Source organism: Sphingomonas sp. CCH9-F2, assembly GCF_001556735.1.
In the GTDB taxonomy this organism is placed as follows: domain Bacteria; phylum Pseudomonadota; class Alphaproteobacteria; order Sphingomonadales; family Sphingomonadaceae; genus Sphingomonas; species Sphingomonas ginsenosidimutans.
The window spans coordinates 1-1,443 of the sequence record NZ_LSJO01000013.1; the positions used below are offsets into that span (position 1 = coordinate 1).

General features: G+C 74.0%; 1 protein-coding gene and 1 pseudogene. Both read right to left on the bottom strand.

Annotated elements, in window-relative coordinates:
* Positions 1-378 (bottom strand): annotated as a pseudogene (locus tag AX685_RS00415) (hypothetical protein); the annotation flags it as partial.
* A partial coding sequence (locus AX685_RS00420) for a TIGR04063 family PEP-CTERM/XrtA system glycosyltransferase (protein ID WP_066484305.1) occupies positions 336-1,443 on the bottom strand: 1,108 nt, incomplete at its 5' end. The gene AX685_RS00420 and the pseudogene AX685_RS00415, both read right to left, overlap by 43 nt.

A 1,443-nucleotide genomic window follows, 5' to 3' on the forward strand; every position in this document is an offset into this window, starting at 1 on the left:
GCCCAGGTCCTCGCTGGCGCGGATCGGGCGGCGCGGCGGCGCATCGGGGTGCGCATCGGCGCGGCGCACCGCCGGGATCATCGGATCGGCGCGCCGACGCCGCGGCAGCCGCCACCACCCCGCCGCACCCAGCCCCGCCATCATCACCAGCGCGCCGGCGACCAGCGCCAGCAACGTCCGCCCGGTGACGCCGATCGGCGGCGCGGCGGCGGGCACCCAGTCGGGCAGATGCGATCGCATCACCACCGCGTTCAGCACCTCGCCCGGCGCGGTGGCGATACCGGCCGCCACGCCGATCCCCGCAAGGATCGCCGCAATCGGCAGCAGCGTGGCGTTCAGACCCGATTCGGGCCGGTGGTGGGGGAGCGTCGCGACCATGGCCCCTTGCTATAGGCATCACCCGTAAGCCGTTGGTAAACAGCATCGTAGCGATGAACGTTGGTGGCCCAGTCGCGCTCCGCCGCGACGAAGGCGCGCGCGCGTTCGCGCCGCGCGTCCCACCCCGATCGGTCGGACAATAGCCCCGCCAGCGCATCGGCGATCGCCCCCGGATCGCCCGCCGCGAACAGCGTGCCGGTGTCTCCGTCGCGAATCAGCTCGCGATGGCCGCCGACGTCGGACGCGGCGACCAGCCGACCCTGCGCCATCGCCTCCAGCGGCTTGAGCGGGGTGACCAGATCGGTCAGCCGCATCCGCTTGCGCGGATAGGCGAGCACGTCGACCAGCCCGTAGTAGCGCTCCACCTCATGATGCGGCACGCGCCCGACGAAGCGGATGCGCGCCGCGGCGGGCGATGCCGACGCCTGCGCCCGCAGCGCCGCCTCCATCGGCCCGCCGCCGACCAGCAGCAATTGCGCGCGCGGCCGGCGCGACGCCAGCGCGGGCATCGCCGCGATCAGATCGTCCAGCCCCTCGTAATCGTAGAAGCTGCCGATGAAGCCGATCACCTCGTCGCCCAGCCCCCATCGCTCCGCCAGTGCCGCATCGCGCGCCGGCGGGGTGCCGAACAGCGTGAGGTCAACGCCATTGGGGGATATCATGATCTTGTCCGCTGGCACGCCGCGCGCCACCAGGTCGCCGCGCAACCCCTCGCAGATCACCGCGACCGCATCGGCGCGCGCCACCGCCCAGCCCTCCAGCGCCTTCGTCGCGCGGTAGCGCGCCGATCCCTCGCGCCCGGTGCCGTTGCCGACCGCGGCATCCTCCCAGAAGGCGCGGATCTCGTACAACAGCGGGATGCCGCGCCGCCGCGCCGGCCACAGCGCCGCCAGTGCGTCGATCACCGGCGAATGCGCGTGGATCACGTCGGGGCGGAAGGCGTCGGCCACCTCCCGCACGCGCCGCGCCAGCGCCGCGATCTCGCCCACCACGCCGCCGCGCGCCGCCTTGGGCGTGCGGTGGAAATCGATCCCGTCGACCGTCTCGCGCAGCGGCTCGGCCGGG